At 72.1% G+C, this 26758-nt stretch carries 27 protein-coding genes and 1 pseudogene; 12 read left to right on the top strand and 16 right to left on the bottom strand.

The features are described from left to right. Window positions 1-119 precede the first annotated feature (119 nt). Window positions 120-1556 (bottom strand): GuaB1 family IMP dehydrogenase-related protein, encoded by a 1437-nt coding sequence (locus ACIBSV_RS02770; RefSeq protein WP_395859093.1) that lies wholly within the window; start codon window positions 1554-1556, stop codon window positions 120-122. A gap of 115 nt (window positions 1557-1671) precedes the next feature. Further along, a complete protein-coding gene (locus ACIBSV_RS02765; protein WP_395859092.1) occupies window positions 1672-2556 on the bottom strand; it encodes a sigma-70 family RNA polymerase sigma factor in 885 nt (294 codons plus the stop codon). 313 nt (window positions 2557-2869) lie between these two features. Between ACIBSV_RS02765 and ACIBSV_RS02760 the strand changes: the two genes are divergently transcribed. From ACIBSV_RS02760 to ACIBSV_RS02750, 3 genes are all read left to right on the top strand, one after another. Next, on the top strand, window positions 2870-3298 hold the full coding sequence (locus ACIBSV_RS02760; RefSeq protein ID WP_395859091.1) for an OsmC family peroxiredoxin: 429 nt from the start codon (window positions 2870-2872) through the stop codon (window positions 3296-3298). A 206-nt stretch (window positions 3299-3504) separates the two neighbouring features. Beyond that, the gene (locus ACIBSV_RS02755) at window positions 3505-4485 is read left to right on the top strand and encodes an AraC family transcriptional regulator (RefSeq protein ID WP_395859090.1); all 981 of its coding nucleotides are present in this window, start codon (window positions 3505-3507) and stop codon (window positions 4483-4485) included. Between the two features lie 102 nt (window positions 4486-4587). After that, on the top strand, window positions 4588-5655 hold the full coding sequence (locus ACIBSV_RS02750) for a Gfo/Idh/MocA family protein (RefSeq protein WP_395859089.1): 1068 nt from the start codon (window positions 4588-4590) through the stop codon (window positions 5653-5655). 90 nt (window positions 5656-5745) lie between these two features. Here the strand turns inward: ACIBSV_RS02750 and ACIBSV_RS02745 are convergent, their stop codons facing one another. Then, window positions 5746-6324: a class I SAM-dependent methyltransferase gene (locus tag ACIBSV_RS02745; protein WP_395859088.1), complete on the bottom strand. Its 579-nt coding sequence runs from the start codon at window positions 6322-6324 to the stop codon at window positions 5746-5748. Between the two features lie 184 nt (window positions 6325-6508). Here ACIBSV_RS02745 and ACIBSV_RS02740 point away from each other — a divergent pair, with 184 nt between their 5' ends. After that, window positions 6509-7165: a hemerythrin domain-containing protein gene (locus ACIBSV_RS02740; RefSeq protein ID WP_395859087.1), complete on the top strand. Its 657-nt coding sequence runs from the start codon at window positions 6509-6511 to the stop codon at window positions 7163-7165. 289 nt (window positions 7166-7454) lie between these two features. Then, window positions 7455-7751, top strand: a complete 297-nt coding sequence (locus tag ACIBSV_RS02735; protein ID WP_395859086.1) for a hypothetical protein — start codon at window positions 7455-7457, stop codon at window positions 7749-7751. A 66-nt stretch (window positions 7752-7817) separates the two neighbouring features. Here the strand turns inward: ACIBSV_RS02735 and ACIBSV_RS02730 are convergent, their stop codons facing one another. Then, window positions 7818-9101 (bottom strand): MFS transporter, encoded by a 1284-nt coding sequence (locus tag ACIBSV_RS02730; protein WP_395859085.1) that lies wholly within the window; start codon window positions 9099-9101, stop codon window positions 7818-7820. A 54-nt stretch (window positions 9102-9155) separates the two neighbouring features. On the opposite strand from ACIBSV_RS02730, the gene ACIBSV_RS02725 reads away from it, so the two are divergent. After that, window positions 9156-10130: a DUF5937 family protein gene (locus tag ACIBSV_RS02725; RefSeq protein WP_395859084.1), complete on the top strand. Its 975-nt coding sequence runs from the start codon at window positions 9156-9158 to the stop codon at window positions 10128-10130. A gap of 152 nt (window positions 10131-10282) precedes the next feature. After that, window positions 10283-10711, top strand: coding sequence for a DUF3291 domain-containing protein (locus ACIBSV_RS02720; protein ID WP_395859324.1), 429 nt, complete (start codon window positions 10283-10285; stop codon window positions 10709-10711). Between the two features lie 70 nt (window positions 10712-10781). Here the strand turns inward: ACIBSV_RS02720 and ACIBSV_RS02715 are convergent. Both ACIBSV_RS02715 and ACIBSV_RS02710 read right to left on the bottom strand, forming a co-directional pair. Continuing rightward, window positions 10782-11288, bottom strand: a pseudogene (locus ACIBSV_RS02715) (TetR/AcrR family transcriptional regulator); the annotation flags it as partial. Window positions 11289-11574: 286 nt separating this feature from the next. Beyond that, the gene (locus tag ACIBSV_RS02710) at window positions 11575-12177 is read right to left on the bottom strand and encodes a TetR/AcrR family transcriptional regulator (RefSeq protein ID WP_395859083.1); all 603 of its coding nucleotides are present in this window, start codon (window positions 12175-12177) and stop codon (window positions 11575-11577) included. A 99-nt stretch (window positions 12178-12276) separates the two neighbouring features. On the opposite strand from ACIBSV_RS02710, the gene ACIBSV_RS02705 reads away from it, so the two are divergent. Beyond that, window positions 12277-13131 carry an alpha/beta fold hydrolase gene (locus ACIBSV_RS02705; RefSeq protein WP_395859082.1) on the top strand — a complete coding sequence of 285 codons (855 nt, stop codon included), beginning with the start codon at window positions 12277-12279 and terminating at the stop codon, window positions 13129-13131. Here ACIBSV_RS02705 and ACIBSV_RS02700 read toward each other — a convergent pair. Next, window positions 13116-13667: a carboxymuconolactone decarboxylase family protein gene (locus ACIBSV_RS02700; RefSeq protein WP_395859081.1), complete on the bottom strand. Its 552-nt coding sequence runs from the start codon at window positions 13665-13667 to the stop codon at window positions 13116-13118. The genes ACIBSV_RS02705 and ACIBSV_RS02700 overlap by 16 nt on opposite strands. Window positions 13668-13781: 114 nt before the next feature. Here ACIBSV_RS02700 and ACIBSV_RS02695 point away from each other — a divergent pair, with 114 nt between their 5' ends. Beyond that, window positions 13782-14141 carry a winged helix-turn-helix transcriptional regulator gene (locus ACIBSV_RS02695; RefSeq protein ID WP_395859080.1) on the top strand — a complete coding sequence of 120 codons (360 nt, stop codon included), beginning with the start codon at window positions 13782-13784 and terminating at the stop codon, window positions 14139-14141. A gap of 111 nt (window positions 14142-14252) precedes the next feature. Here ACIBSV_RS02695 and ACIBSV_RS02690 read toward each other — a convergent pair whose 3' ends face one another. The 8 genes from ACIBSV_RS02690 to ACIBSV_RS02655 form a co-directional block, all read right to left on the bottom strand. Then, complete coding sequence (locus ACIBSV_RS02690) at window positions 14253-14747, bottom strand: metallophosphoesterase family protein (RefSeq protein ID WP_395859079.1); 495 nt, start codon at window positions 14745-14747, stop codon at window positions 14253-14255. 452 nt (window positions 14748-15199) lie between these two features. After that, a complete protein-coding gene (locus ACIBSV_RS02685; protein ID WP_395859078.1) occupies window positions 15200-16243 on the bottom strand; it encodes an SIS domain-containing protein in 1044 nt (347 codons plus the stop codon). Window positions 16244-16626: 383 nt separating this feature from the next. After that, a complete protein-coding gene (locus tag ACIBSV_RS02680) occupies window positions 16627-17685 on the bottom strand; it encodes an ROK family protein (protein ID WP_395859077.1) in 1059 nt (352 codons plus the stop codon). Further along, window positions 17682-18893 (bottom strand): alanine racemase, encoded by a 1212-nt coding sequence (locus ACIBSV_RS02675; RefSeq protein WP_395859076.1) that lies wholly within the window; start codon window positions 18891-18893, stop codon window positions 17682-17684. The genes ACIBSV_RS02680 and ACIBSV_RS02675 overlap by 4 nt, the downstream gene beginning before the upstream one ends. Window positions 18894-18984: 91 nt before the next feature. Continuing rightward, window positions 18985-20487, bottom strand: coding sequence for an APC family permease (locus ACIBSV_RS02670; protein ID WP_395859075.1), 1503 nt, complete (start codon window positions 20485-20487; stop codon window positions 18985-18987). A gap of 313 nt (window positions 20488-20800) precedes the next feature. Then, window positions 20801-21988, bottom strand: a complete 1188-nt coding sequence (locus ACIBSV_RS02665) for an ROK family transcriptional regulator (protein ID WP_395859074.1) — start codon at window positions 21986-21988, stop codon at window positions 20801-20803. Window positions 21989-22244: 256 nt separating this feature from the next. After that, window positions 22245-22769 carry an SRPBCC family protein gene (locus ACIBSV_RS02660; protein ID WP_395859073.1) on the bottom strand — a complete coding sequence of 175 codons (525 nt, stop codon included), beginning with the start codon at window positions 22767-22769 and terminating at the stop codon, window positions 22245-22247. A 129-nt stretch (window positions 22770-22898) separates the two neighbouring features. Then, window positions 22899-23396, bottom strand: a complete 498-nt coding sequence (locus ACIBSV_RS02655) for a MarR family winged helix-turn-helix transcriptional regulator (protein WP_395859072.1) — start codon at window positions 23394-23396, stop codon at window positions 22899-22901. A 188-nt stretch (window positions 23397-23584) separates the two neighbouring features. On the opposite strand from ACIBSV_RS02655, the gene ACIBSV_RS02650 reads away from it, so the two are divergent. From ACIBSV_RS02650 to ACIBSV_RS02640, 3 genes are all read left to right on the top strand, one after another. After that, window positions 23585-24226: an NAD(P)-dependent oxidoreductase gene (locus ACIBSV_RS02650; RefSeq protein ID WP_395859071.1), complete on the top strand. Its 642-nt coding sequence runs from the start codon at window positions 23585-23587 to the stop codon at window positions 24224-24226. Between the two features lie 173 nt (window positions 24227-24399). After that, window positions 24400-25077, top strand: a complete 678-nt coding sequence (locus tag ACIBSV_RS02645; protein WP_395859070.1) for a haloacid dehalogenase-like hydrolase — start codon at window positions 24400-24402, stop codon at window positions 25075-25077. Window positions 25078-25271: 194 nt separating this feature from the next. Then, on the top strand, window positions 25272-26270 hold the full coding sequence (locus tag ACIBSV_RS02640; RefSeq protein ID WP_395859069.1) for an ADP-ribosylglycohydrolase family protein: 999 nt from the start codon (window positions 25272-25274) through the stop codon (window positions 26268-26270). A gap of 208 nt (window positions 26271-26478) precedes the next feature. Here ACIBSV_RS02640 and ACIBSV_RS02635 read toward each other — a convergent pair whose 3' ends face one another. Continuing rightward, on the bottom strand, window positions 26479-26748 hold the full coding sequence (locus ACIBSV_RS02635; RefSeq protein ID WP_395859068.1) for a hypothetical protein: 270 nt from the start codon (window positions 26746-26748) through the stop codon (window positions 26479-26481). Window positions 26749-26758 lie beyond the last annotated feature (10 nt).

Here is a 26758-nt window from a genome sequence, read left to right as displayed (position 1 = left end):
TCCCCCCCCCGACACCGGTTGGCCCCCGGGGTGGCCCCCCCCCCCCCGGGGTTGCCCCGCGCCCCCCCCCCCCCCCCCGCCGGGGGGGGGGCCCGGGGGGGGCCCCCCCCGCCGGACGCTCACCAGCTCTCGGGCAGCGGCTTGCCCTCCGCGTAGCCGGCCGAGCTCTGGATGCCCAGCACTGCGCGTTCGTGGAACTCGGTCAGGGTGCGGGCGCCGGTGTAGGTGCACGCGCTGCGCACGCCGGCGCCGATCGAGTCCAACAGGTCCTCGACGCCGGGGCGGTTCGGGTCCAGGTACATCCGCGAGGACGAGATGCCCTCCTCGAACAGCGACTTGCGGGCCCGGTCGAAGGCGGATTCGGTGGCCGTGCGCAGCCGGACCGCGCGTGCGGAGGCCATGCCGAAGCTCTCCTTGTACAGCCGGCCCTCGCCGTCGCGGTACGCGTCGCCGGGCGACTCGTAGGTGGCCGCGAACCACGAGCCGACCATCACGTTCGACGCTCCGGCGGCCAGCGCGAGCGCGACGTCGCGCGGATGCCGGACACCGCCGTCGGCCCACACGTGTCGACCCAGCCGGGTCGCCTCGGCCGCGCACTCCGCGACGGCCGAGAACTGCGGGCGCCCGACGCCGGTCATCATCCGGGTCGTGCACATCGCGCCGGGGCCGACGCCGACCTTGACGATGTCCGCGCCCGCCTCGATCAGGTCGCGCACGCCCTGCACGGTGACCACGTTGCCCGCCACGACCGGTACGGGCGGGTCGAGCGCCCGGACCGCGCGCAGCGCCTTGATCATCTGTTCCTGGTGGCCGTGCGCGGTGTCCAGGACAAGGGTGTCCACGCCCGCCTCGATCAGGCCCTTCGCCTTGTGCGCGACGTCGTTGGTGATGCCGATCGCGGCAGCCAGGCGCAGGTGCCCGGACGCGTCCACGGCCGGCGTGTACAGGGTCGAGCGCAGCGCGCCGGTGCGGGTCAGTACGGCCACCAGTCGGCCGTCGGAGTCCACGATCGGCGCGAGTTTGTGTCGGCCCTCGTACAGCCGGTCGAACGCCTCGCGTGGGTCGACGCCGTCCGGCAGGGTGAGCAGTTCGGTGGACATCACCCGCGCCAGTTGCGCGAAACGGTCCACACCCAGGCAGTCGGCCTCGGCGACGATGCCGACCGGGCGCCCGCCCTCGGTCACCACCACCGCGCCGTGGGCGCGCTTGGGCAGCAGGTTCAGCGCCTCGCCGACGGTGTCGGTGGGGGCCATCGTGATCGGGGTGTCGTAGACGAGGTGACGCCGTTTGACCCAGGAGGTCACCTCGGCGACCACGTCGACCGGGATGTCCTGCGGGATCACCGCGAGCCCGCCGCGCCGGGCGATGGTCTCGGCCATCCGGCGCCCGGCGACGGCGGTCATGTTGGCCACCACCACCGGGATGGTGGTGCCGGTGCCGTCGGAGGTGGTCAGGTCCACGTCGAGGCGGGAACCCACGCCCGAGCGCGACGGTACGAGGAAGACATCGCTGTAGGTGAGGTCGTGCGGCGGTACCTGATCGTGGAGGAATCTCATGTCGCGGTACGTACCCAGCCGGCAGGTGGATATCGATCTTCGGCACCGTTGCGGCGAGTTGGGCCGGCGGCCGGCCGGGTCCGGCGACGCCGGACCCGGTCTCGGTCACCGGGGGTCAGCTCGCGAGCACGGTCAGGTCGAGCCGACTCAGGCGTTCGGGGTCGGCGACGATGTCGATGGTGACGATCCGGCGCCGGACGATGGCGAAGGCCACCACCGACATCGGCTGACCGGCGGCGGTGGCCACGAAGCCGGCCGCGCCGTTGACCAGCGCGGGTCGGGCGGTGGCGGCCAGTCGCGCGAAGGTGAGCGCACCGCCGGCCACCTGCGCCGCGCCTCGGGTCACCCCGCCGGCACGCAGGCCGCCGCCGTCGGAGCGGGCCACCACGTCGGGGTCGAGCACGGCGACCAGTGCGTCGAAGTCACCGCTGCGGGCGGCGGCCAGGAAAGCGTCGACCACCTCGCGCTGTACGGCGAGATCGCCGTCCGGCGCGGGAGCCGCCCCTTGCACGCGTCGACGCGCGCGGCTGGCGAGTTGCCGGGCCGCGGCCGGCGTACGGTCCACGATCGGCGCGATCTCGTCGAACGGCACCGCGAACAGGTCGTGCAGGACGAAGGCAAGGCGTTCGGCGGGAGCGAGGGTTTCCAGGACCACCAGCAGGGCCAGGCCGACCGAGTCGGCCAGGAGTACCGCGTGCTCGGGGTCGGCGTCGGACACGCCGGTGACGATCGGGTCGGGCATGTGCACCCGCGCGTCCAGCGGTTCCTCCCCGCGTGATCGTCGCGAGCGCAGCATGTCCAGGCAGACCCGGCCGACCACGGTGGTCAGCCATCCCGCCAGGTTGTGCAACTCGTCCGGGTCGGAGCGGCTGAGCTTGAGCCAGGTCTCCTGGAGGGCGTCGTCCGCCTCGCTCAGCGAGCCGAGCATCCGGTAGGCCACCGCCCGCAGGTGACCGCGGTGCGTCTCGAAGCGTTCCGCGAGAAAGTCGTGCTCGTTCATCGGTCCCACCCAGTCCTTCGGTCGCGTCCGGGTCGGTGCCCCGGCCCTCGGCTCCATGACGTACGGAGCGCGGACGATGTGACGGGGACGGCGGGTCCAAGTCGGGCTCGGGGCTGCGTGAAAACACCGGTCGCGCGCGGCGGTCACCATCTCCCGCCGCGATCCGTCGATGCGGTGACGAACGGATCCGGCCGACGTGGCGGGGCGATCCGGGGGCGGCGTCGCGCGTCGTGGCCCGGGCCCGGTGCGGCTCAGGGGGTGTCCGGGGCGTGTGCCGTACCGTCGGCGTCGGTCACGGTACTAGCATCAAGCCATGACTATTCGTAGCGCAACGGCTCAGTGGCAGGGCACCCTCGTCGAGGGTGCCGGCACCATTCGCACCGGCAAGGGCGGCCTGGAGGGGGCCTATTCGTTCAAGTCCCGCTTCGAGGAGGGTGAGGGCACCAACCCCGAGGAACTGATCGGTGCCGCGCTCGCGGGCTGCTTCTCGATGGCCCTGGCCAAGGGTCTGGGCGACGCGGGCTTCCCGGCCACCTCGGTGGACACCACCGCCAAGGTGCACCTGGTCCAGGTCGACGGTGCCCCGACGGTGACCCGGATCGACCTGGAGACCGCCGTCGTGGCCGCCGGGATCGACGAGGCGGAGTTCCTCAAGATCGCGGACGTCACCAAGCAGAACTGCCCCATCTCCCGGCTGCTTTCGCCCGGCGCCGAGATCACCCTGACGGCTTCGCTGGGCTGACCTCACCCTTGAACGGCCCGGACGGCGAGGGCGTCGGCGATTCTTCGGTCCCCACCGCGACCGCAGGTGTGCCCCGACTCCCTCGCCGTCACGGCTCCGGCGGCAAACCGCCGCACCCGCAGGGCGACCGGCCGGGCACCCGGTGGCAGGAGGTCAACCCTGCCGCTGCCGGCCGACGGCGCGAAACGCCCGATTATCCTGGCGCGATGGACTTCCTCGGTCGGGTCACCGCCTCGCTGCGCACGCATCGGCCGCGCTGGGTGCGCATCCAGGCGCCGGACTCCTGGGGACGGTACGTCCGCCCCGAGACCGGGGAGGCGGCGTTCCACGTGGTGTTGCGCGGCGACGCCGTGCTGACCACGGCCGGCGGCGCACGACTGACACTGGGCGCGGGGGACGTGACCCTGGTGACCGGTGCCGGCGATCACCTCGTGTCGGGCGGGACCACGGTGGGAGGTCGCGCGTCGTGGCCGGCGCTGGACTTCGGCGACCGGCCGTACCGGCTGCTGCCGGAGGCGGACCCGGGCGCGACCCCGACCGCGCACGCCGTCCGGGAACCGACGTCGTTGCTGCTCAGTGGGGTGTTCCGGCTCGACGGCAAGGACGCGCACGCGCCGCCGGTGGAGTTGCCGGAGATGATTCGCCTGGCGGCGGGGCCCGAGCAGGAGGCGTCCGTACGCGGCGTGGTGGAACTGCTGCGCCACGAGGCGGCGCGGCCCGGGCCCGGCGACGGCGTCGCACCGGACCCGGGGGTCGACGCGGTCACCGGCACGCTGCTCGACACCCTCCTGTTGTGCGTCCTGCGCTCGTGGTCCCGCGAGCACGGCGCCCGCACCGGGTGGGGTCCGGCGGTGTACGACCCGGCGATCGGCCGGGTGCTGTGCGCGATGCACCGCAGCCCCGAACAGCCCTGGACCGTCGAGCGGCTGGGCGCGCTCGCCGACCTGCCGCGATCCACCTTCGCCCGGCGCTTCACCGAGTCGGTCGGCCGGCCGCCACTGGGCCATCTCACCCTGGTCCGGATGAACGCGGGCGCCGCGCTACTCCGGGACACCGACGAGCCGCTGAGCGCGGTGGCCCAATCCGTGGGCTACGCCTCGGAGTTCGCCTTCTCGACGGCCTTCAGGCGAGAGTTCGGGATCGCCCCCGGCGCCTACCGTCGGGAGCCGGGCATCCGCGTGGCCTAGGCGGTGCGTTCGACCCACGGTGCGCGACGCGCGCGTGCGGGCCGCCGCGCCGGCGGTGGAAACCCGGTCGCCCGGGCGTCGGACCGCCGGCACGATGGCCGGGTGCGCGTGGGAGTGGTCGGGCTGAGGATGGGTCTCCACCTGGCGAGTTGGTCTCGCCGGGTGGGGCTGGACGTGGTGGCGGCGTGTGATCGCGACCCCGAACGCCGAGCGGAGGCGCAGGCACGGCTCCCGGGCGTCGTGCTCACCGATCACTGGCGGGACCTGCTCGACCGGCGCTTGGACGGCGTGATCCTGGCCAACGACTTCGACGCGCACGCACCGCTCGCCATGGCCTTCCTGGAGCGGGGCGTGCACGTACTGTCCGAGTCGGCCGCGTGCGTGAGCGAGAACGAGGGACGCCGGCTCGTCGACGCGGTCGAACGCTCCGACGCGACCTACTCGTTCGCCGAGAACTATGTGCTGCATCCGCACGTTCGCCTGCTGCGTCGGGTGGTCGAGGCCGGCGAGGTGGGTCGGATCTCCTTGATCGAGGCCGACTACCTGCACGGCATGGCGCCCGAGACGGTGGACGCGCTGATCGGCGACCCCGCGCATTGGCGCGGCCGGATCGCGCCGACCGCGTACTGCACGCACACGCTGTCTCCCGTGCTCGCGCTCACCGGCGAATGGCCGGTCGAGGTCTCGGCGTTCGTCGCGGACGAGGCCGACCCCAGGAGCGCGGTGGTGATGGTGGTGCGGCTGTCCGGCGGCGCGTTGGCGGTCACCCGGCACGGCTTCCTCCAGGGCGAGCCGGACAGCCACTGGAGTTGGGTCTCGGTACGCGGCAGCCGAGCCATGGCGGAGTCCGTCCGCGGGCCGGGCGAGCGGGCCTGGTCGGTGCGGGTGCGCTCCGAGGGATGGACCACCGCGGACAGGCGGACCCGGGACGAGGAACGAGTCCCGCCCACTCTCGCGCTCGGCCACGACGGCGTCGAACGCTCCGCCGAGGGCACCGTGCTCCTGCTGCAAGGCTTCCGGGCCACCATGGAGCGGGGCGAGCCGGCGTTGATCCCGGTCCGCCCGGCTGTCGCCGCCTCCCTGGTCGGCGTGGCCGGCGCCAGGTCGCTGCGCAACGGTTCCCGCCCGGAACCGGTGCCCGACTTCGCCGGCCCCGCCGCCGAGGGCTGACACGCGCGGCACACGACAACGGGCGTCCCGTACCGAAGCGCGAACTCGCCGCACATGCCGGCGCCGGTGGCGGGGCTGTCCCGGGCGGAATCAGGAGGCGCCGGGGGCCGGGGGTTTGCGGGCCAGGAGGAACGCCTGCGGGCACGGTCGTACGCTCTCGCCGGCGATCGGTTCGCGGATGGTCCGGGCCTGCATGGCCAAACCCGCGTCGGTCACCAGGTCGGCGATGACGTCCGGCCGGCGGCGGTGGAAGTCGAGGTTCACCGATCGACCGAACGCCTCGGTCATGCTCAGCGGCTCGTCCCCGACCTGGAAGGCGAGCAGAAGATAGCCGCCTGGGGCGAGCACGCGATGGAAACCCGCGAAGACGGCGGGCAGTTCCGCGATCGGGACGTGGATGGTCGAATACCACGCGACGAGACCACCGAGGCCGGCATCCGGGAGGTCCAGGTCGGTCATCGTGCCGACCTCGAAACGCAGGTCCGGGTACTCGCGTCGGGCCACCGCGATCATCTGCGGCGACAGGTCGATTCCGAACGCCTCCACGCCCAGGTCGCGCAGGTGCGCGGTGACCCGACCGGGTCCGCATCCGACGTCGGCCACGGGTCCGGCCTCGGCGCCCGACGCCCGCACGAGTTCGGCGAAGGCGCCGAGTTGGGCTCGATCCACGGGCTTGCGCACTCTACTGCGGGCCTCCGACAACGCCGGACGGGCGCGTCCGAGTCACACGACGGCGCCGGAATTCGTCAAAGCGTCGGGAGGCCGCTTCCCCCCTTCACCACTTCCCCGCCGGCCTCCCCTTCCACCGGCCCTGTCGTCCCCGACGACGACGCTCGACGAAGCGAGGAATCCCGTGCGCGGCAAGGTCTTCCGACACGACATGACGATGGTGTTCGCGATCCACGACGCGCTGCGCCGCGACCTGGAGCGGATCGCCCGGATCGCCGCCCGCACGGACGAGGACCCGTGGCACATCCTGCGGGTGACCACCGGTTGGGACCTGTTCCGCCGGTACCTGCGGGTCCATCTCGGTGCCGAGGACGAGCTGCTGTGGCCGGTGGTCCGCAGGGCTTTGGCCGATCGGCCGGCGGAACTGGGCACGATCGCCGTGATGGAGGCCGAACACGCCACGTTCGACCCGCTCCTGGATGCCATCGACGCGGCGCTGGCCGACCACGACCGGGGCCGGCAGCGGCTCGGCGATCTGCTCGACGGACTGGTCGGCGGGTTGCGCGGGCATCTGGCGCATGAGGAGGACGAGGCGCTGCCGCTGGTCGACGCGGTCGCCACCACCGAGCAGTGGCGCCGCTTCGAGGCCGAGCACGGCCGGCGGATCGGCTCCGGCACGTGCCGCTACCTGCCGTGGCTGCTCGACGGCGCGAGTACGGAGCATGCCACGACCATTCTCGGCCAGTTGCCGGAGTCCCTCCGCCCGACCTACCTGAACCTGTGGCAACCGGCCTACGCCGCCCAGGACGCGTGGGGCACCCGCGGCCGATCGGGCGCGTAGGCGGAACCTACGGCGGAACGTGCGGCGGAATGTGCGAACGCTTGTCCGCTTGCGCGGCGCCCCGGCCCTGAGTTCACTGATTGCAAGGGCAACAGCAGCGGAGCCGGGGCGACTTCGCTCGAGGGCTTCTGGCCGACTCGGCGCGTGCGCCTGTTCGACGAGGCGTGTCGATAGGTCACGCCCGCGTGTCGTCGCCCGTGTGCGTGGCCGTCCCGCGTCCGAACCCGCCCGGTTCGCGCGGCAACCCCGCCGGGTGGGTCCCTCGCACCATCAGCCGAAGAACTCCCGCATGTCCGTCACCGATGAACTGCCGGCCAACAACGCCGCCTACGTCGAGAGCTTCACCGGCCCCCTGCCCCTGCCACCCGCCAAACACGTCGCCGTGGTCGCGTGCATGGACGCGCGGCTGAACGTGTACGCGATCCTCGGCCCGAACGAGGGCGACACACACGTCATCCGCAACGCGGGCGGCGTGGTGCGCCAGTCGATCGGCCGGATCAAGGCCGACCCGTTCAACGTGCACAAGGACCGGATCCGAGGCTTCGTCTTCGACGTGGCCACCGGCAAGCTGAACGAGGTCGCGTAGGAGTCCACGAGACGCCCGTTTGTCGGCAGCGGTGCCGACGGACGGGCGGGGCATGGAAGCCACGCCCTAGTTCTGCGGATCGAGCACCCGGGTGCCGGCGGCCACCATCCGGGTCGGGCCGTCCGGGAGCGATCGGAGGGAGCGGATCGGGGAGCAGAAGACCGGGAGGAAGCCCACCGACAGGCAGGCGCCGCCGACCCAGATCGCGGCGTGGACGCCGGCGAACTGGCCGATCAGTGCCGCCGCCACCGCGCCGATCGCGGACGCGCCGGTGAGCAGGCAGCGGAAGGTCGCGTTCATCCGGCCGAGCATCGCGTCGGGGGTCAGGCGCTGGCGCAGGCTGACCCCGAGGACGTTGTCCATGCCCATTTTGGCGGTGGCCAGGAACCAGCCCAGGCCGGCGACCACGAGCCACGGGCCGCGATCGAGCAGCGGGATCAGCAGCCCGGCGGGGGCCAGGCACAGTCCAGCCAGGCCCAGCGTGCGGCCGAACCCGAGCCGGCCCGAGATCGGCCGGGCGCAGCGCGCGCCGACCAGGATGCCCAGGCCGCCGAGCGCCAGGTACAGGCCCAAGGCACCCGCGGGCAGCCCCAGTTCCCGAACGAACACCACCGGCAGCAGCACGTTGACCAGTTGCGAGCCGAAGTTGGTGAGCGCGGCGGTGGCGGCGAGGGCACGCAGTTCCGGTGTGTGACCCACATGCCGCAATCCATCGGCGATCTCGGTGCGCAGTCGGCGTTCGGGGCCGCCCGTCGTGGTCGGTGCGCCGTCCGCGCGGATTCGGGTCAGGCCCAGGCCGGAGGCGAGATAGCCGACGGCGGTGCACACCAACGCGGCCGGTGCCGCGACCAGTTGGATCAGGAAGCCGCCCGCGCTGCGGCCGGCGATGTTGGCGGTCGCCATCAGGCTGACCATGGCGGCGTTGGCCGATACCAACGCCTCGCGGCCGACCAGGTGCGGCAGGAAGCTTTGCGATCCGACGTCGAAGAACACCGTGGCGCAGCCGTTGAGCAGGACCACCGCGTACAACTGGGGCAGCGTCAACGCGTCCAGCCACCAGGCCACCGGTATCGAGGCGATCAGCGCGGCGCGGATCAGGTCGGCGAACATCATCACCCGGCGGCGGCGCATCCGGTCCACCCACGCGCCCACGGGCAGGCCGATCAGCAGGAAGGCGACGGTGCCGAGCGCGGCGAGCGCACCCACCTGGCCGGGGCTCGCGTCCAGGGCCGCGACGGCGATCAGCGGGATGGCGACATAGCCCATGTTGGTGCCCAGTTCGCTGAGCGCCGCCGCGGTGAACAGTGTGCGGAAGTCGGCGATGCGCCAGGGGGAGTGCGGTTGGCTCATTGCGGCAGCTTGGCGCGCCCCACCGAGCGCACCCAATGATTTAGCCTGGGCTTAATGATCGAGATCGAGTTCACTCCGGAGGACGTGGCCCGCACCCGCTTCGTCGTCTCCCCGCTGTGGGAGGTGATCGCGAGCGTGCGGATGCTCAAGGGTGCCGACGAACAGGGCATCCACCGCGCCTGGACGGATCAGGTCCGCGGGCGCCTGGCCGCCGCGAAGGTGGACCTGACGCCGCTCACCGATCTGATCCCGGTACCGACCCGGGCCCTCGCGGGCTTCCTGTGCCCGCCGCCGACCACGCCGCTGACCTCGCTGGAGGTCGAGCTCGCCACGCTGCGCGCCACGCCGCTCGATTTGCTGCGCACCACCTCGGACGTCGTGCCGGAGCGGATCGCCGCGCTGAGGGCCGACCCCGAGCGCGAGTTGGCGCGGTTGGCCGAGACCATCCAGGCGTACTGGGAGTTGGCGCTCGCGCCGTACTGGCCGCGGATCCTGACCTTCCTGGAGGGGGACATCCTGTTCCGGGCGAGGCGGCTGGTCGAGGGTGGCGCGCGCAGCCTGTTCAACGACCTGGATCCACAGGTCACCTGGGACGCGGGCACGCTCCAGGTGCGGAACCGCTTCGCGTGCGGTCGGCGCACGCTGGACGGGCGGGGGCTGCTGCTGGTGCCGTCGGCGTTCGTCTGGCCGAGGGTGTTCTCGGTACTGGACGGACGGTGGCAGCCCACGCTGCGCTATCCGCCGCGCGGCATCGGCACGTTGTGGTCCACGCCCGCCCGGCCGGTCACGCCCGACGCGCTCGCCGGCGTCCTGGGCCGCTCCCGCGCCACGCTCGTGGCCGAGCTCGTCACGCCGGCCTCGACCACGGACCTGGCCCGACGTACCGGCCTGACCCCGGGCGGCGTATCGCAACACCTGTCCGCGCTGCGCGCGGCCGGCCTGGTCGCCGCCCACCGCGCCGGCCGGGTGGTGCTGTACGCCCGCACCCAGGCGGCGGAAACCCTGCTGGCGGCGGCGCGTTCGACGTAACGGTCCGCCGGGTACCGGGCCGGGCCGGTGTCTTCGAAACGTTGGCGGGTTTTCGGCACCGCAGGCCCGGACAACCGCGTACGCTCTCGATGCTGTCCGCCGTCACCATGATCCACTTCTCACGTCCCACCGTGTCGAAAGCGAGCCCGACGGTGCCCACGCTCCCCTGGACCACCCCGAATCCGGCCACCCCCGGGACCCGGGCGCTCGTAATGGCCTCGCGCTTCGAGGTCCGCTCGGCCAAGGACGTACCGAAGTTCTTCCTGAAGTCGCTGTCCGCCTGGCGCCAGGTGAAGTCCGCGCCGGGAGCCGTCGGGGCCTCGCTGATCGCCCAGCCGCTCAAGCGGGTCTTCTTCACACTGTCCGCCTGGGAGAGCCGCGAGGCGCTGGACACCTTCGTCCGGACCGAGCCGCACCGCGGCATCATGGGCACGCTGCGGCCGACCATGCGCACGTCGACCTTCACCTTCTGGGAAGTCCCGGTCGAGGACCTGCCGATCGCCTGGCCGGTCGCCCGGGAACACCTGGCCGAGCAGGAGCGCCGCAACGGCACCGGAGCGGTCGGGCCGGCCGGCTCCTGATCGACCGGGCGCCGAAGCGGACGAACGCGCCTGCGGGTGCCCTGGGCAGGGCCCGGTGCCCGGGGCGGCACTAGGCACCGCCGGGTGGGGCCTGCTCTCCCGCCGGCGGTTCCCAGCCGCGCGCAAGAATGTCGAAGATCGCCTCGACGGCGGCACGGCGATCCTGTCGGGCGCGCGTGAGTGCCGGGATCTCCAGCACGAAGCGGGCAAGCGCCACGCATGCGACGTCGTCGTGGTCCACGCCGATCTCGTCGGCGATGGCCGCGCCGAGGGCGTCGGTGTGCCGGGTCCACATGCGTTCGCCATACGCGCGGAGCACCGGCGTGGAGTCCACCAGGCCGGCGAAATCGGCAAGTCGCGGATCCGCCGCGAGCGGCAGCCAGGTGTCGAGGAAGTGCTGCCGCAGGGCGTCGACGACGTTCCGCCCGACGGCTCGCTGCCGCACCGCGGCGATCAGTTGTGATTCCCGGTCCTCGGCCCGGTCGAAGACCAGCGCCTCCTTGCCGCTGAAGTGCTTGAACACCGTTGTTGTGGACACGTCGGCCGCGTCGGCGACGTCGCGAACGCCGGCACGGTCGACGACGCCATCCGCGTCTACGAGAAGAGCATGTTCCCCCGCTCCACCGAGACGGCCGAGGCCCTCGTAGGCGCTGCCGAGCACCTGCTGTCCGCCGGCGTACCGGACTTCGGCAACGAGTGGGGCGACCGGCGCTGAGCGCTGAGGCGCACGCCGCGTTCGACGGCGTCGTCGCCCGACACGACGCGCTGCGCGCCCCATTCCGGAGCACCCGCCGTCAAGTCCCCTCCCATCCCGCTCCGTTCCGTGCCGCGAGCACGCCGGAAGCAGGCGGCCGACGGCCGGGTCAGGTCGGCCAGCAACGCATCGCGAGGGTGGCGACGTGTTCCAGGGTCTCCCGGGTGACGCCGTCCACGGCCTGGGTGGACATGCCCTGGATCACGGCCGCGTAGTAGGTGGCGAGGGCGTCGGCGTCGGTGTCGGCGGGCAGTCGGCCGGCCGTGATGTCGGTGCTGATCTTGGCACGCATCCCCGCCTTGGCCGCCTCACGCAGCCCGCGCAGTTCGGCCTTGACCTCCTCGGCCGCCGACGTGCAGTTGACGGCCGCGGTGATCACCATGCACCCCGGCGGATGGCCGGGCTCGGTATACGCGTCGGCCAGCGCGAACAGCAGGCGTTCCATGGCGAGGCGCGCGTCCGGCTCGGCGGCGATCACGTCACCGGCGACCGCGCCGTAGGTGACCCCGTAACGCTGGATGGCCTCGCTGAACAGTCGGCGCTTGTCGCCGAAGGCGGCGTACAGGCTGGGCGGCTTGATGCCCATCGCGGCGGTCAGCCCGGCCACCGAGGTCGCCTCGTAGCCGTGTTGCCAGAACTCGAGCACCGCGCGGTCCAGCGCGGCTTCGCGGTCGAAGCCGCGCGGACGGCCCGGGGCACTGGTAGAGGACATGCGGCCATTGTATAGCGCTCACTATGAAACCGGAGGATCTCTGTTACGGTCAGATTCGTAGCGACCGCTACATAATCGACGTCCAGCCGGGGAGCCCGCATGTCCACGCCCACCCTCGCCCTGCCCACACCCACCTACGCCCGTACCGTCCTGGGCTCGGGCCCCGGCCTGCTGATCGCGCACGGCGCGGGCGGCGGCATCGCCGCCAACTACGGACCGATCCTGACCGGCCTGGCCGCGGCCCACACCGTGGTCGGCGTCGACCTCCCCGGCGCCGGCGAGACCCCGCGCGCCGACGCACCCCTCGAACTGGACCACCTCGCCGACCAGTTGGTCGCCGCCGGAGTGGCCGAGGGCCTGGACACCTTCGCGGTCTCCGGCTACTCGCTCGGCAGCGCGGTGGCCATACGCGCCGCGACGCGCCATCCCGAGCGGGTCACCGCACTGGTGCTCACCGCGCCCTTCGCGCACGCCGATCACCGCCTGCGCCTGGCCGCGCGGGTCTGGCGCGGGTTGTACGAATCCGGCGACCGCGCGACGTTGGCCGCGTACCTGACCCCGCTCGCGCTCGGCCCGGCCGCGCTGGCCGCGCTCTCCCCGGAGGAGTTGGCCGCCGTCCTGCGGATGACCTCGCAGACCCCGCCGCCCGGCACGCCCGAGCACACCGAGCTGGTCGAACGGTTGGACGTACGCGCCGACCTGACCGCCATCGAGGTACCGGCCCTGGTCGTGTCGACGACGGGTGACCGACTGGTCGAGCCGAACCACCATCGGGATGTCGCGGCCGGCCTGCGCGACGCGCGCGTGGTCGAACTCGACACGGGCCACCTGCCGTTCGCCGAACGCCCGGCGGAGTGGCAGACCGCGATCGTCGACTTCCTCGATGGGATCGGGGCGGCGGGGGGCATCACGGGTGATCGCCGCGAAGCGTCGAGCCGTCACACCTCCGGATAGGGCCTCGCCCATTCCTCGGCCGGCAGGCGAAGCGCGTTGGCCACGTAGGCGATCGTGCGGTACCACCCCGCCAGAACCAGGACCTCCACGATCTGCGGCTCCTCGAACAGCGCGCGCAGGGCGGCCCAGGTCGAGTCGGTGAGGTCCGCACCGTCGTGCAGTTCGTCGACCACGCGCACCAGGATCGCCTGCCGCTCGGTCCAGGCGCCGGCGTCGTCGTGCACCGTGGCCCGAAGCTGACGGGCGGTCAGGCCGACCCGCTCGCCGAACACCTCGGCGTGCACGCCCCATTCGTACGCGCAACCGGCCCGCGCGCACACCCGCTGCACCAGCGTCTCGCGCTCGGCGGCGGGCAGCGTGCCGTGTACCAACAACCCGGAGCCGAGCACGCGCATGCGCGAGGCCAGTTCGGGATGGTGCTCCAGCACCCGGAACAGCGCGAGCGGCTGGCGCTCGCGGGCGGGCCCCATCCAACGGGACAACGCCGCCTCGGTCTCGGCGGGATAGGGCGGCGACAGCGGGGTGATCCGCGACATGGGCGCACTCCTCCACTCGGACGGCCACTCGGATGACGATGGCCACTCGGTGCTTCGCTTTCGAAAGCACTATGCTGCTTTCGAAAGCGAAGCACAAGGAGCAGGGGTGCGCACATGGGCGGCGATACCGACGACGAACAGGGTGTTCCCCGGCCGGGCGCCCCGGTCCGGGGCTCGACCACCGGGCGGGCTTCGATGGCCGCGCTCGACCTGCTCGGCCGGCGCTGGATCCTGCGGGTGATCTGGGAACTGAGCCGGGAACCGGCGGGCTTCCGGGCCCTGCAACGCCGCTGCGACGACATGTCCTCCAGCGTGCTCGACAACCGCCTCCGCGACCTGGTCGACGCCCGAATCGCCATCCGGGACGAAGCCGGCCAATACGGACTGACCCCTCTGGGCACCGACCTCGTCGAAGCCCTGGACCCCCTCCTGGCCTGGTCGAACACCTGGGCCCGGGAATTGGGGAACGACTGAGAGGGACCCGTGGCCGCGACAGGACCGCGGATCGAGTGCACGTGCGGACCCGAGCGGTGCCGCCGTACCGGCGGGCGAGTCGCCTCGACCGGTCCTGCGATGCGCCCGGGCTCAGTCCAGGTCGTGCAGCACCACGTCGCTGATCCTGCCCGCGTCGGCGGTCAGCGTCATATAGGTGTGGTGCGGCTGCCGGCGTCGGTCGGTGGGCGAGCCGGGGTTGAGCAGGCGCAGTCCGGTGTCGGTGACCGTGTCCCACGGAATGTGGCTGTGCCCGAACACGAGTACGTCCACGTCGGGATAGCGCGCCGCGCACCGCCGTTCCCGACCCTCCGCCGGACCCGTCTCGTGCACGACGGCGAACCGTACGCCGCCCAGTTCGACCCGTGCCACCTCCGGCAAGCGGCTGCGCAGATCCGGCCCGTCGTTGTTGCCGTAGACGCCGATCACGCGACGCGAGTGCGCCTCGAACAGGTCCAGCGCGTCCCCGTCGACCCAATCACCCGCATGGATCACGACGTCGACGGCCGCCATCTCGGCGAGCAACCGCTCGGGAACGGCCTTGGCGCGTTGGGGCACGTGCGTGTCGGACGTGAGAAGAACTCGCATACCTCCCACAGTACGAGCCGAGACGCCGTAGAGGACGCCACCGTGCGGGAAAGCTCCGCAATTCCGGCCGAAGCGCGGGAGTTCGGGATGACGACCGACGCGCGAGCCGTGCGATGGTCGCCCGCGCACAGGTCGGCGACCTGCGTAGCGCTGCTGCCTACACTCCGAACCCATGACCTCGACAACGCACGCCGCGGCCGAGCCGCATCGGGCCACGGAGCACGTTCTCAACCTCCCCTCCGAGTCCGCGGCACGTACCGCGGCAAAGGAACTGGCCGCCCTGGGACACCTCCTGGTCGCGGTCCGGGTCGCCGATGAGCGGGCGAGAGCCTGGGAGCGGTTGCCGGCGGACACCGACGATCGTCACCGCCACCCGGCAGCACCGCCGCACAGTCCCGTCGATGCGTCGATACGAGCCGGGTGCGCGGCGGGCCGTCGGTGGGTTCGGGGGATCAGGTCGTCGGTGTGACCTTTGCCAGGCCGACCGGGGCGTCGGGGTTGGCGCCGCGGTGGAGGGCGAAGGTCCGGGCGAGGCATTGCAGGTGCGCCGTGGTGGCGATGGCGCGGGCCGATTCGGAGTGCAGGTCGGCGAGTTCGGGCGAAACCATCGCGTACGGTATGCCGTCGGCCACCAGGCGCGCGCGCAGGGCGGCGATGTCCGGGGCGGTCGGACCGCCGAGGTCGACCAGCAGGACCGGCACCCGGTCGCCGAGCGCCGCGATCGGCCCGTGCAGCAGGTCGGCGACCGAGATGCCCTCGGCGAACACCCCCGACGTCTCCCGGATCTTGAGCGCGCCCTCCAGCGCCACCGCGCCGCCGAGGCCGCGGCCGGCCACCACCAGGCGGTCGTGGTGCGCCCAGTCCGCGGCAAGCACCTCGCACTCGGCGGCGCCGGCCAGGACCCGGTCCACCGCCTCCGGGAGGTGGCCCAGATCGGCGAGGTCCGCGACCGTCGACGGCAACGGGCCGAGCGCGAGGGCGATGCCGATCATGGCCAGGAACTGGGCGGTGACCGTCTTCGTGGCCGGGACCGCGACCTCGGTGCCCGCGTCGGTCGCGACGAGCACGTGCGCCTCGGCCGCGAGCACGCTGTCCGCCTCGTTGGTGACCGCCACCACCCGGGCACCCCGTTCGCGCGCGGCCCGGACGGCGGTGACGATCTCCGGCGTACGACCGGACTGGCTCAACGCGGTGACCAGATAGCCGGTGTAGTCGGTGCGCGCGTCGTAACGGGTGACCAGGCTCGGCGCGGCGAGGCCGGCGGGACGTCCGGACGCCATCTCGTACAGGTAGCGGCCGAACACCGCGGCGTTGTCCGAGGATCCGCGCGCGACCAGCACGGCCCCGTGCGGCGGCGTCGGGAGCGCAGCCCGAATCGCCGCGCCGACTTCCGGCAGCCGCGCGACCAACCGGCGCAGCACGTCGGGCTGTTCGGCCATCTCGGCGGCCATCACCGAACCGGGGGCGGGAAGGGTGGAGGGAGCGATGTTCGTCATGTTCATCCCATCGTTCGACTTCGGGTCACGACTTTCTTCACCACGCTGTTCCGGGCCGTGCGGACTTGTGCGGAACGCGAGTCGTGCGGGTCTTGCACATCCCGCGAATCGTGCGCTCTCGTGCGTCACGCGAGTGGTGCCGATCGCGCGAGTCCTCCGGGTCGCGCACGTCGCGCGGGTCGTACGTTCCGTGTCGGTCGCGCGGGCCACCTGCGCCACGCGGACCACGCCGGCCACGTCCTTCACGTGATCCACGTGATCGACGTGATCGACGTGATCCGGGCGACTCACGTGATTCCCCCACGACCACCGCCGTTTCGAGCCACGCCGCCGTTCGGCCGTGTCTCGGTGCCTCCCCGAACGCCCGCCGCCTCCGATCCGCCTCATCGGGTCGTCAGCGCCCATCGCGGGCGTTCGCCGCGAACCACGTCCCACGCGAGAGCGGCGGCTCCGCGCAACGCGCCGTCGTGGATGTAGCGGGCCGCGACCATCGCCTCGCCCGGATCGGGCGTGCCCGGGGAGTGCTTGGCGAGGAAGCCGCGCAGGACGTCCAGGATCCGGTCGGACACCGCCATCAGCCCGCCGCCCAGCGCGATCCGGGTCGGATCGAGGGCGAGGTGGAGGTTGAGGACGTGGCCGGCCAGCACGTCGAGGGCGTGTTCGGCAACGGCCCGCAGCCGGGGGTCGGCGGAGGTGAGGATCGCCGCCGCGTCGGGCGGCGGCCCGTTGCCGGCGAGGGCGTACAGGGCCTGCGTGCGGGCGACGAGGGGGCCGCCGCCGATCAGGGATTCCAGGTCCGGCTCGTCCGGCCTGCCCGGCACCAGCGAGTAGCCGATCTCACCGGCCACGCCGCGAGCGCCGCCCACGATCCGGCCGCCGACGGTGAGCGCGGCGGCCACACCCGTACCCAGATTGACGAACAACCCGGGATCGGCCCCGACCAGCGCGCCCGAGCGCACCTCGGCCAGTCCCGCCGCCTTGACGTCGTTGGCCACCACGACCGGCACCGTCCCGAACGCGGCGCGCGCCAGACCCAGTACGTCCACGTTCTCGATCCCGGGCAGATTCGGCGACAGCTCCACCCCGGCCGAGGTCACCGTGCCGGGACACACCAAGCCCACCGCGACGATCTCGCGGCGGCCGTCCCGGGTCACCGCGGCGGCCTGCTCACGAGCCAGCCGCAACAGCCGATCCAGCGCGTGCGCCATGTCCTCGCCCGGCTCGCGGGTGGCCACCCGACAGCCCGCGAGCACCGTACCGGCCGCGTCAATGGCGGCCATCGCCGTCTTCGTCCCGCCGATGTCGAGCGCGACTATCCCGAGGGAGTCGCGCGGCAGCGGCGGGTCGACCAGGTCAGCGGAGTCGAACACGTCGTCACAATCCTCGGGTCGGGCAATGGAGGTGGTGGCCGAGGCGCCGGCCGGCGGAATCGGCTCGGTCACGACGGATCCCCCACCACCCGCGCCTCCGCGTCGTACCGCTCCCCCCACACCACCGCGCCCGGATCGGCGCCGTGCAGCCCGGCCACCGACCGCGTCCGCCCGCGGGTCACGAACGCCTGGGGCCGGAAGCACATCACCACCGTGTCGCCCGGCCGAATGCCCAGCCGCCGCGCGTCCCGCAGCACGGTGTAGTAGTGGATCGCCCCGTCCGGCGCGGTATCCACCCGCGCCACCCGCTCGATCGCGCCCGCCGCGTCCCGACCCACCAGCGCGGTGAGTCGAAACTCGCCCAGGACCTTGTCCACGTAGTGCCCGGCGGCGAACGCGTACGCGTCGTCCCCGTCCACGTGCGACACCTCGGTCACGTACACGATCGCCGGCCGCTCCGGCGCCTCGTCCGAGAACACATGCAACGGCGTCGTCCCGTGGATCGCGTTGCCCGGCTCGACATGCGTGGCACCCGCGTCGGCGGCGATCGTCAGCGACCGGGCGGAGGTGGTCCCGGGCGCGTTCACCTGACGGATGTCGAACCCGGCGGCCCGCAGCCGCTCCGCCGCCGCGACCACCGTGGCCAGGTTGGGCGTGGCCACGATCCGCCGCTGGTCCGGATCGGCGAGCAGGCACGGGAACGTCGTCACGCCGTGCACCGCGACACCCTCCACCGCGTCGACCTCGCGCGCCGCGGCCACCACGTCGGCGGCCGGGAAGCCGCCGCCGTGGCCGAAGTAGAACCGGTCGCCGTCGCCGTGCACACGCAGCAGCACCGACACCGGCGCGCCGCCGCGCCGTACCGCGGCCGCCCCGATCCGCCGCGCCGTCTCCACCGAGAACACGGTGACCACCTCGGGGTCGGCGCCGACCACGAAGTCCTCGCTGCCGCGCTGCGGTTGCACCAGGTGTCCGACGTGCCCGACCGGCAGGCCGTGCCGGACCGCGGCCGACATACAGGCGGTGTCCACCGCGACCACCGGTCCGAGCCCCGCGTCGATCGCGGTCCGCGTGACGTCGGGGTTGCGCCCGTACTGCTTGGCCATCACGTACGTGGACAGCCCGCGCGAGCGCGCGGCCTCGGCGATCACGGCCGCGTTGCGCGCGATCGTGTCCAGATCCGCCACGTATGTGTTGGCGAGCAGACGGCCCTCCTGATGCGCCGTCACGGCGGCCTCGATCAAGGGACGGTTGTGGGCGAGCAGTCGATCGAGGAACATCGCGGGCTCTCCTTGGAACGGGCGGGGGTGGGGTGGCGTGGGGTGAAGGGAGAGGTGGGAAGGGGGGATTGTCGGGGATCGGTCGGAGGGATCAGGTGCGGACGGGTCGGGTCGCACTCGCCGGCACGGGTATCGCCCCCTCCCCCGTGTCCGCGTCCGTCGTCTCCGTGTCCGAGTCGTCTTCGAAGACGCGACCCATCGCGGCCAGCACCTGCGGACGCGAACGGTGCGCCCAGACCAGATACGCGGTGCCGAGCAGCATCCAGCCGATGATCACGTACGGCACGAGGTTGTTCGGGTGGTCGGGCACCGGCCACAGTTGGCCGTATATCGGCAGCAGCATGAGCAGCACGGTCGCGCCCGGCAGGACGCCGTGCCGCAACGCGGAGAACTCCGCGCGGTGTTCGCGCAGGTAGAAGCGGATCACCGCGATGCTCATCAGGATGTAGATGATCACCATCCCGAGCCCGAGGACGGTGCCGGCGAACCCGTACACGCCCAGCGGACCCAGATCGCCGCCGAAACCGCTGCCCAGCGCCAGCGCGAAGACGAGCGAGAAGCCCAGATAGGCGGTGATCGCCGATTGCGGCACGTGGCGTTCGTTGGTTCGGCCGAGGAAACGCGGGAGTACACCCTCGCGGCCCATCGAGAACAGCACTCGCACGGCCGCGTTCGAGCCGGAGACCACGTTGGCGAACTGGCTGACGATCACGGTCAACGCGAGGATCCAGGTGACGCCCCAGTAGCGGTCCACCAGGGTGGTCAACGGGGCGGCGTCCTCGGCCAGTTGTGAACCGTGCGCGGAGCCGAAGCCGATCGAGGTGGAGTACGCCATCAGCACGTAGAAGGTGCCGATCACCGCGACCGCGGTGAACAGCGCGAGCGGGATGCTGCGCTTGGCGCCGCGCGCCTCCTCACCGAGGGTGGCCACCGACTCGAAGCCGATGAACATCAGGATGCCCCACAACATGCCGGTACCCAGGCCGCTGAACCCGTCGATCGAGTTGCCCGGATCGAACGGCGCCACCGACAGACCCGAGTCACCGCCGTCGCCGAGGATCACCCCCGCCAGGCCGAGCAGTACGCCGACCTCGAGGACCAGGAAGATCAACGCGGTCTTGGCCGAACTGGACACACCGAGCGAGTTGACCCCCCACACCACGGCGGCGAACGCCAACGACATCACCTGCCACGGCACCCGCACGTCGAACTGGCTGTCCAGGAAGTCGTGGCTGTAGCCGCCGAGCGCGGCGAACAACATCGGCCCGACCATGCCGTAGGTGAGCAGCAGCAGCCATCCGGAGAGGAAGCCGCCGGACTTGCCGAAGCCGTGGCTGTTGTAGGTGTACGCGAAGCCTGCCGCCGGCAGCTTGCGAGCGAACGCGGCGATCGTGTTGGCGACCAGGAGGCTGGCCACCATGGCCAGCACGATGGCGAGCGGCAGCGCGTACCCGGCTCCCGCCGCGGCGGGCGGCGTATTGAAGGCGACGCTGGTGGCGGGGCCCATGAAGGCCATACACATGGCGACGGCGCCGAACACGGACAACGTGTTCCGGCGGAGGGACCCGCCCTTCGACGGCTGTGGGGTGGACATGGGTGGTACTCCAGGCGGTTCGGTGGGGTGGGACGGGCCCCTGGGGGTGCTTTGCCTTTGGCGTTGGCGTTGGCGTTGGCCTTGGCCTTGGCCTTGGCCTTGGCTTGGGCTCTGGATTCCGGCTTCGGCTCCGGCTCCGGCCTTGCGCTGTGCCGGCTGCTCTGTGCGAGGAACGTGGCTCGGATTTGCGGCTGTTCGGGTCGGTGACCGGGTCGCCGGGCTGAAGGTTGGGCCGTCCACGGATGCGGGCAGGGAAGCCCGAGTGGCGCATCTCGCGGGCTCGCGCCGCCGGATGGAGGGCGCGGCGCTCCCGTCAGCGCGCCGCCGGCTTGAGCAGCGCGGCCAGGTCCAGATCGGCCCGGACCGCCGCCGCCGCGTCCGCCGCGACGTCGAAGCGGATCCGCAGAGCGGTGAGTCCGCGCGACAAAGCGCCCAACGCGCCTGCGAGGTCCGCCAGTTCGGAGTGCACGAGCTCGGGACACGCGGGCAGTCGTCGGCGTACCCGCTCGCGCAGCCGGGTGGTCATCGCGGCGTCGATGGAGGCGGAGACCCGGCCGCCGAGGACCACCAGTTCGGGTTCGTAGGCGATCGTCACCGCGATCAGCGCCACGCCGAGCGCGCGCTCGAACCGGTCGACCACGGCCCGCGCGGCCGGCGAGGTCTCGACGAACAGGTCCGCGGCGTTGGCCACATCGAGGCCGGCGTCGCGCGCGGCCCGCATCAGGCCCTCGGCGCCCACCAGTTCCTCCACGGTGTGGTCGTCGGAGTCCACCGGCAGGAAGCCGAACTCGCCGACCAGACCGGTCGGTCCGCCCCGCATGTGCCGATCCACGGCCACACCGGCGCCGAAGCCCGCGCCGACGGTGAACATCACGGCGGTGTCGGCGGTACGCGCGGCGCCGTGCCGCAACTCGCCCTCCAACGCCAGGTCGGCGTCGTTGCCGAAGGTGACGGTGCCCTCCAGCGCGCGGCGCACCCGACGGGTGAACAGGTCGCCCTCGATCTGCGCGAGGTTGGTCGCGCCACGCACGCCCAACCCGTCGGCGGCGACCGCACCGGGCAGGCCGATCACGCCGGCGCGCAGCACGTCGGGCGCGGCCGAGTCGGCGTACAGCGCCCGGACCCGCTCGGCGAGCCAATCCGCGAGGTCGTCGGCGGCCAGGTGCCGGGGCGTGGGCTCCTCGTGACAGCGCGGCGAGCGCCCGAGCAGGTCGGTGGCCAGGAAGCGGCAGGTGGTGCCACCGAGGTCGACGCCGACCGCGACCCCGCGCTCGGCGGCCACCTCGATCACCACGCCCTGCCGGCCGCGCCGCCCGGTCTGGAGGACGGCGCCCTCGCGGACCAGACCCTCGTCGAGCAGCCCCTCGACCACTCGCGAAACGGTGGCCGCACTGAGCCCGGTCTGCTGGGTGAGCCCCGCGCGGCTGTGCTGCCCACCGGCCAGCAGCACCGCGAGCAGGCTGGAGCGGTTGGCCCATCGGGCATCGGCCGTCTCCGCCATGTTCACCTCTCATAGTGAAAATATTTCAGTATGAGAGAAAATTAGGCCCGTCACGAAAGGGTGTCAAGAGTCCGTCAAGACCCACCCCAATCCCCGCCCGGGCCGACGCCCGCCCCGAGTCCACGCGCCCCAGGCCCGACACGCGAGCGAGGTGCGGCAGCCTGCGGATACGGCCGTCCGCCGCTCCCGAACACAAGCGCACCCCGACCGGCGACGCCGGCGTACGCCGGATCGGTCGGGGTGTGCGCGGTTCGGATCAGCCCTGCCGCCGGCCGGTTTCCACATAGGCGCGGAGGTGGTCGAGGCCGCGTTCGACGATGTCGCCGACGGCCAAGTCGGCGTCCGTGCCGGTCCGGCGGTGTCGGGTGAAGGAGTCCACAGGCAGCGCCTCCCGCCCCTGCTTCCCACCGAACTGGCTCGCGTCGTGGATGCGCTCGCGCTCGACCGCACCGAGATCGAGCGGGTCCTCACCGTCGTCGACCACCACGGTGACGATGCTGTCCACGTCGCTCGGACCGTCCTGAACGATCACGATGCCGGTGTACGGCGTACCCCGCACGGCCCATTCGATCCGCGTACCGGGACCGTCCCGATCCAAGTCGACCTCGGCCGCGACGGAGTGCGCCGCCTCACCGGCGGTCACCACCACCGCGCGACCCGACGTGGCCCGGACAGCGGTGACCGGAGGGAAGTATTCGGGGAGCTTGTCCGTGTCGGACAAGAGCATGTACACCCGGTCGGTGGACGCTGCGACCTGCACGGAACGCGTGTGAAGAACCATGCGCGTACTGCTATCCGTTCAAGCCCGGTTCCATTCGCAATCGCGATCCCGGCGAGCCCGGAAAACCCGACGACCCGCACCCGGTGACGGCGCAGCCGACCCCTCGCGCGCGTGGCTCGGGTTGGTGGGTCAGGTTCGGGTGTCGCCGAGGGATTCCAGGAGGGTGCGAAGGCCGTCGACGAGGGCTGCGCGCTGCTTGGGGGTGAGCTCGGCGAGCAGGCGTTGTTCGGTGTCGATGTGCGCGGGCAGGACTCCGTCGATCAGGTCGCGGCCCTCGTCGGTGAGCGCGACGAGGACGCCGCGGCCGTCGGATGTGCTGGTGGTGCGGGAGATCAGGCCGCGCGCCTCCAGGCGATCGAGCCGCTGGGTGATGGCGCCCGATGTGACCATGGAGGACCGCATCAGTTCGCTGGGGCTCAGTCGATGCGGGGGCGGGTGCCGGCGCAGCGTGGCGAGTACGTCGAACGACGAGGCGTCGAGCCCGTGTTCACCGAAGGTCCGGGCCAGTTCGACGCCGACCAGTCGCGCGGCGCGGGACAGCCGGGCGAGTACCGCCATCGGTGACGCGTCCAGGTCGGGGCGCTGTGTACCCCACTGCTCCAGCACGAGGTCGACGTGATCTGCCACGGCGTCAGGTTAGCCGAGGAGATCCGGTGAGCCGGGTCACCTCCCCTTCCCAATTACCTTAGCGTTGAGATATCTTTTGCTTAGCACTAAGGAATCAACCGTTCGGTTCGATCCATCCGATCCATCCGATCCATCCGGCCCGGCCGGCTCGGGCTTGCAATCGAACCCGCCGAGAGAAGGGCACCACCATGCGCATCACCGTGTTCGGAGCAGCCGGAAACGTGGGCAGCCGCGTCGTGTCCGAGGCGCTGTCCCGGGGCCACGAGGTCACCGCCGTGGTCCGGGACGCGGCCCGCTTCCCGGAGCTGCACCCCGATGCCGAGGCCCGAGTGGGCGACGCCGCGCGAGTCATGGACGTTGCCGCGCTGAGCACCGGCCAAGACCTTGTCATCAGCGCCACGCGACCGGCCCACGGCAGCGAGCAGGACTTGGCCGACACCGCCGAGGCGCTGCTGGCCGGCCTCACCGGAACGGGAATCCGCCTGCTGACCGTCGGCGGAGCGGGCAGCCTGACCGTCCCGGACGCGGTCGACACGATGGCCGTCGACGACCCGAGATTCGTGCCGACGGCATGGCGCGGCATCGCGCTCGCCTGCAATGCCCAACTCGACGTGTTCCGCGCCGACGACGGCGTCGACTGGACCTACCTGAGCCCGCCCGCCAACCTCGAACCCGGCACCCGCACCGGAGCTTTCCGGGTAGGCACCGACGAACTCCTGATCGACGCCGACGGCGTCTCGGCGATATCCATGGAGGACCTCGCCGTCGCCCTCATCGACGAGGCGGAACAGCCGAAGCACCACCGCTCCCGCTTCACCGTTGCCTACTGAAGCCGTCCCGATGCGCCTCGCGCGACCACCCGCCGCCCCTCCGCGCCCGGTACTCCGCGCGAAGAAGACAAAGCACCGAAGGGCGCAATGCACCAAAGGACACAAGGCACCGAAGGACACAAGGCACGCGAGCACCCGAGGAAAACAGGGCACACAAAGGAAGAGGCCCACCCTTGACCCACATCCCGCCGAGCACCCGCCGCCCACTGGCCGTCTTCGACCTCGACGGCACCCTCGTCCGAGGCGACTCGTTCGGCCACTTCAACCGGGCGCTCCTGCGCCGCTCCCGATGGCGCGTCGTGGCAGCGGCGCTGTGCGTACCGGTCGTCGGCCCGCTGTACGCCTTCCACGCAACTCGACGCCACGCCTTCGCCATCCTCCTCCGCGTCGCCACCATCGGCCTGCCCGCGCCCCGATTCGAGGCCCTGGCCGACGACTTCGCCACCGAACGTACGGCGGAGGCCAACCGGATCACGATCACCCTCGCCCGAGCCCGGGCACACCTCGCCGCCGGCGACCGCGTCGTGGTCGCGACCTCGTGCGCCGACCCCTTGGCCCGCGCCATCTGCCGCGAACTCGGCCTCGGATCGGCGGACGTGATCGCCTCCCACGTCACCCCCGGCCGGACCGGCATGCGACCGCTACCCGCCTGCCGAGGCCCTCGCAAGGTCGCCCGAATCCGCGCGGCCGGCATCACCGATCCGATCACCCACGCCTACACCGACAGTTCCGTCGACCTCCCGCTCCTGGCCGCAGCGACCCACCGCTATCTGATCGACCCCTCCCCCGCCCACCTGACCCGGATCCGCGCCCGACTCGGCGCCGATTACGTGGTGTTGCACTCCCGGTAGCCGACGATCGCGTGGGACACCCAGGCCCCTGCGGTCCCCACCGGGCGAACACCGCCACACCCGCCCTCCCGCGGATCCGGATCCTTGGACCAGGGCCGATGTACGGAGGCACACGATCCCCTGTCCCGCGGCGAGAGAACGACGTGGCCGCAGGCATGCCTCGCCCGCCCCCGAGTCGCCACTACCCTGTCGCGATGGAGATCACGGAGCGTGCCGTCGGTGCAGTCGTCGGTTCGGCGGTCGGGGACGCGCTGGGCGCGCCCTTCGAGTTCGGGTCGGCCGGTGGCTTCGGTACCCGGTTTCCCGAAGCCCCGCCCGGGAGTTCGCGTGCCGAGGGGCGCTACGCGAACGAGATGTGCGGTGGTGGCGGATGGGACGCCGGCGAGGCGACGGACGACACGCAGATGGCCGTGCACGTGGCGTACTCGCTGCTGGAGCGGGACGGTCTGGACCTGCCCGACATGTTCGCCCGCTTCCAGCGCTGGGCCCGCTCCGAGCCCAAGGACATCGGCCTGCAAACCCAGGATGTACTCACCAACGGCATGCCCTGGGACCTCGCGGCCGGCGTGCACTTCCAAACCACCGGGCGCGCGGCCGGCAACGGATCGCTGATGCGGGCCACCACGCCCGCCGTGTACTTCGCCCGGGACGGCCGGACGGCCACCATGGCCGCCGCCCGCCGGATCGCCGCGTTGACCCACGGCGACCGCGCGGCGTGGGAAGGCACCGCGATCTTCCACGAGTTGCTCCGGGTGACGCTGCTCGGCGGCGACCTGCCGACCGCGCTCGCCGAGACGCTCGCCGAGGTTCACCCCGATCACCGTGAGCGTTACGCCACCGTCCTGGCCCCGACCTGGCATCCCACCGACGCCACGGAGTTCAACGGCGCCGTGTGGCCCTGCCTCGGCTCGGCGGTCTGGGCACTGAACACCACGTGCTCGTACGAGGATGCCCTGCGTGCGGCGATCGATCTCGGCGGTGACACGGATACGGTCGCCGCGGTCACCGGCGCCCTGGCCGGCGCGCGCTACGGCCTGCCGGCCATCCCCGTTCGCTGGACGGACCGCCTCCACGTACCGATACCGGGTTCCGAATCCGCCGGTGAGGTGCTACGCCTGCCCGACCTCGTACACCTGACCAACCGCCTCCTGACCCGTACCGCGGAAACCGCCGAGCCGATCACCGCCGACTGAACTCGCCTTACGGGGTCGTGCTTGCGCCGGCACGCTCGATCAGGGCGCGGTGTAGCGGTGAACTGCCGACGACCTCGGGAACGGTGGCCCGGCCTCGGGCCGACCGCCGGCCCGACGGCGGGGACCCGAAGCCGATCCGGTCGTGGCGGTCGAAGGCCCATGCCACCGAAGCCGACCGGTGACGACGGGGCCGTCGACCGGCCGCCGATCACCACGGATCGGGAATGCCCGCTCCCGTGGTGATCAGGCTGCGCAGACTGCCGTCGACGTAGTGCAGCCAGGCCGTGGAACACGCGCCGAAGCACTCTACGTCCGGCACCAAACCGACGTGGGTGAACCGCAGTTCGGTGCCGCCGGCGGCCGGGACGATGTCGAACACGATCTCGGTTCCGGTCCACTCACCCGGCTCCGGGATGAAGGACAGGTGGCTGTCGGTGACCCGCCAGACCACGCGACTGCCCGGCTCGAGCTCGACCACGCGCTGTCGG

It is taken from the genome of Embleya sp. NPDC050154 (assembly GCF_044460165.1).
Lineage (GTDB): Bacteria > Actinomycetota > Actinomycetes > Streptomycetales > Streptomycetaceae > Embleya.
The sequence above is the reverse complement of the archived record's forward strand: the minus strand, read 5'-3'. Positions and strand labels throughout refer to the sequence as shown.